General features: G+C 72.8%; 3 protein-coding genes and 1 pseudogene. 2 read left to right on the top strand and 2 right to left on the bottom strand.

From position 1 onward, the window contains the following. Positions 1-777, bottom strand: a pseudogene (locus I4I78_RS31055) (hypothetical protein); the annotation flags it as partial. 148 nt (positions 778-925) lie between these two features. Then, a complete protein-coding gene (locus I4I78_RS31050; RefSeq protein WP_218615074.1) occupies positions 926-2,371 on the bottom strand; it encodes a cation:dicarboxylate symporter family transporter in 1,446 nt (481 codons plus the stop codon). Between the two features lie 129 nt (positions 2,372-2,500). Here I4I78_RS31050 and I4I78_RS31045 point away from each other — a divergent pair, with 129 nt between their 5' ends. Together I4I78_RS31045 and truB are read left to right on the top strand one after the other, a co-directional pair. Beyond that, complete coding sequence (locus I4I78_RS31045; protein WP_218615073.1) at positions 2,501-3,157, top strand: response regulator transcription factor; 657 nt, start codon at positions 2,501-2,503, stop codon at positions 3,155-3,157. A 13-nt stretch (positions 3,158-3,170) separates the two neighbouring features. After that, positions 3,171-3,807 (top strand): tRNA pseudouridine(55) synthase TruB (gene truB, locus I4I78_RS31040; protein ID WP_374225955.1); only part of this gene is annotated, 637 nt, incomplete at its 3' end.

The raw sequence follows: 3,807 nt of genomic DNA, 5'->3' as shown, positions 1-3,807 counted from the left end.
CCCGTCGGAGTCGACGACGAGCAGGCCCTCGCCGACGGCGTGCAGCACGGCGTCGTGGTGGGTGTAGGCGGCGGTGATCTCGTCGGGTTCGAGGCCGAGCGTCTGGCGGCGCAGCCGCCGCGCGACCGCCCAGGCCAGCCCGGCGCCGAGCACGAGCGCGACGGCGGCCGCACCGACGATCTCGGGCAGGTACCGCAACGCGAGGTCGCTGACCCGGGTCTGCAGCACCCCGACCGACACCGCCCCGACGACGCGCCCGCCGGAGAACACCGGCACCACCGTGCGGACCGAGGGTCCCAGCGTCCCGGTGTAGATCTCGGTCAGCGGCTGCCCGGCCAGCGCGGGGCCCAGCGTGCCCTGGTAGATGTCGCCGATCCGGTCGGGTTCGGCGTGGCTGTAGCGACGCCCGGCCGGGTTCATGACCACGATGAAACCCGTCCCGGAGGCGGCCCGCACCCGCTCGGCCAGCGGCTGCATCCGCGCCGAGAGCGTGGCGACGTCACCGCCGCCGGCCAGCGCGTCGACGACGTCCGGGTCCCCGGCCAGCGCCGCCGCGGTGGCCCCGGTGAGGCGCCCCGCGGAGTCGAACTCGATCCGCTGCGCGCCCCAGACCCCGAGCGCGGCCAGCCCGCCGACCGTGAGCAGCACGGTGACCAGCTGCAGCGCCAGCAACCGGCGCACCAGCCGGGACCGCCGCTGGGGAACCCGCCCTACCCGTGCCACCGCGACACTGTCCCACTGCAGGCGGGCCCACCGGATGTTCTGCGGGCCTGTCATCGCGCTCCCGTGCCCGCCCCGACGCGACGATCGTGGCGTTCGTTCCGGCGAACGCGACGGAGGTGGCGTTCGTAGCGAAGCCGGAGACGACGACGGCCGGGCCCGCGGTGGGCGACCCGGCCGTCGTGTGTCCGGTGGTGGGCGATCCTCAGGCGGAGCTGCCGACCGGCTCCGCGGCGCGGTCGGACTTCTTCTCCTCCTCCGTGGCCTCCTCGACCGGGGCGCCGCCGTGCTCGGCGTCCATCGCCGACTCGACGAGCCTCGGGTCGTTCAGCACGGCGCGCAGCCGCTCGCGGTCGAGCTCGCCGTTCCAGCGGGCGACGACGAAGGTGGCGACGACGTTGCCGATCATGTTGGTCAGCGCCCGGCCCTCGCTCATCACGCGGTCGATGCCGACGATCAGCGCGAGCCCGACGACGATCGCCTCCGGGGTGAAGAACTCCCCGCCGAAGGCCTGCAGCGACGCGGCCAGGGTGACCAGCCCGGCGCCGGTGACGCCGGCCGCGCCCTTGGACGTCAGCACCATCAGCACGGCCAGGCCGATCTGCGCGCCGATCGGCAGGTTCTCGCCGCCGGCCTGGATGATGAACAGCGCACCCAGGGTCAGGTAGATGCAGGTGCCGTCGAGGTTGAACGAGTACCCGGTCGGGATGACCATCCCGACGGTCTGCTTGGACGCCCCGGCCGCCTGCAGCTTGGTGAGCAGACGCGGCAGCACCGACTCCGACGACGAGGTGCCGACGATGATCAGCAGCTCGTCCTTGACCAGCCGGATCACCTTGAGGATGTTGAACCCGGAGAGCCAGGACACCAGGCCGAGCACGCCCAGGATGAACACCAGGCAGGTGCCCCAGAACACGGCCATCAGCAGGCCGAGGTTGCGCAGCGACTCGACCCCGAACGCGCCGACGGTGTAGGCCATGCCGCCGAACGCGGCGACCGGGGCCGCCCACATGATCAGCTTGATGATGCCGAAGATGACCTGGGCGATGGACTCGATGCTGCTCACGATGCGGGTGCGCATGGTCGTGTTCAGGCCGCTGATCGCGCAGGCGCTGAGGATCGCCAGCACCAGCACCTGCAGGACCGAGTTGTCCACGAACGGGCCGAGGAAGCTCGAGGGCAGCAGGCTGTCCTGGATGAACCCGACCACGCCGGACTCACCGCTCGCGGTGCCGAGGCTCTCCTGGGCGTCCGCGATCTGGCTCGGGTCGGGCTGGCCCTCGAAACCGAGGCCGGGGGTGAACAGGTTGCCCGCGAGCAGGCCGAGCGCCAGCGCGACCACGGTCATCACCAGGAAGTAGCCCAGCGCCCGCAGCGCGAGGCCGCCGGCGCGGGCCAGGTTGCCCAGCGAGGCGATGCCGACGATCACGGTGCAGAAGATGACCGGGCCGATGATCACCTTGATCATCTGCACGAACGCGTCGGCCAGCCACTTGAGCTCCTTGGCGAAGTCCGGCGCGGCCAGGCCCACCCCGATGCCCGCGACGATGCCGATGAGCACCCAGAACCAGAGCTGGCTGTAGAACTTCTTCTTCTTCCGCGGCGGGGCTGTGCTTCCCGTGTCAGCGGCGGTGCTGGCGGCCTCGGCCATGTCCGTCCTCCTCGACGTGTCTGTGCGCACAGTAAGGAGGCCCGGGTGCCGGGTGGTCAACGGCGGGTCGACCGGAATTGAGGGACTCTTGAGGAACGGGGGAGTCGCACGGGTCACTACGGTGTACCCGTGCGGGTGCTGCTGGTCGAGGACGACGACGTGCTCGGGGACGCGCTGCGGCGCACCCTGGCCGCGGCCGGCTACACCGCGCGCCGGGTCGGCAGCGGCGCCGAGGCACTGACCGCGCTGGCCGACGAGCCGGACGTCGTGCTGCTGGACATGGGCCTTCCCGACCGCGACGGGCTCGGCGTCTGCCGCGAGATCCGGGAGCGTTCCCGGGTGCCGATCCTGGCCATCACCGGCCGCGGCGACGTCGCCGCGCGGGTGCAGGGCCTGCGCAGCGGCGCCGACGACTACCTGGTCAAGCCGGTCTCCACCGAGGAGCTGCTGGCCCGGATCGAGGCCGTCCTGCGGCGCAGCACCGGGTCCGCGGTGGCCGCGGTCGTGGCCGTCGGGGACGTCGAGGTGGACCTGGACCGGCGCGTGGTCACCGCGGGCGGCGCGACCGTCGCGCTGACCCGCAAGGAGTTCGACCTGCTCGCTGCCCTGGCCCGCCGGGAGGGCGCGGTGATCGAACGGGCCGAGCTCCTCGAACAGGTCTGGGGCACCGCCGACGCCTCCACCGCACGCACCCTGGAGGCGCACGTCGCGTCGTTGCGCTCCAAGCTCGGCGCCCGCGAGGTCGTCGCCACCGTCCGCGGCGTCGGCTACCGCCTGGCCCGCTGACTCCTTGGGCGGGCTGGCAGGATCGGCGCCCGTGCCCGCGTCCCGTACCCCACCGCCGCCCGGACTCGTGATCGTCGACAAGGGGTCGGGCCCGACCTCGCACGACGTCGTCGGGATGCTGCGCCGCATCATGGGCACCCGCAAGGTCGGCCACGCCGGGACGCTGGACCCGATGGCCACCGGCGTGCTGGTGGTCGGCATCGAGCGGGCCACGAAGCTGCTCGGGCACCTCTCGCTCGACACCAAGGCCTACACCGCCACGATCCGGCTCGGGCGCGTCACGAGCACCGACGACGCCCAGGGCGAGACCGTCACCGACGTCGACGCCTCCGATGTGGACGAGGACGCGGTCCGCGCCGGGATGGCCGCGCTCACCGGTGACATCGAGCAGGTGCCCAGCTCGGTCAGCGCCATCAAGATCGACGGCAAGCGCGCCTACCAACGCGTGCGCGACGGTGAGGACGTGGTGCTCGCGGCCCGTCCGGTGACGGTGTCGGCGTTCGGACTCACCGGCCTGCGCCGCGGCGACGGCGTCACCGACCTCGACGTCGTCGTGGACTGCACGTCGGGCACCTACGTCCGGGCGCTGGCCCGCGACCTGGGCGCGGCGCTCGGGGTGGGCGGGCACCTCACCGCGCTGCGCCGTACCC

The sequence above is a fragment of the Pseudonocardia sp. KRD291 genome (genome assembly GCF_019263595.1).
Lineage (GTDB): Bacteria > Actinomycetota > Actinomycetes > Mycobacteriales > Pseudonocardiaceae > Pseudonocardia.
This window is presented reverse-complemented; position numbering and strand designations above follow the sequence as displayed.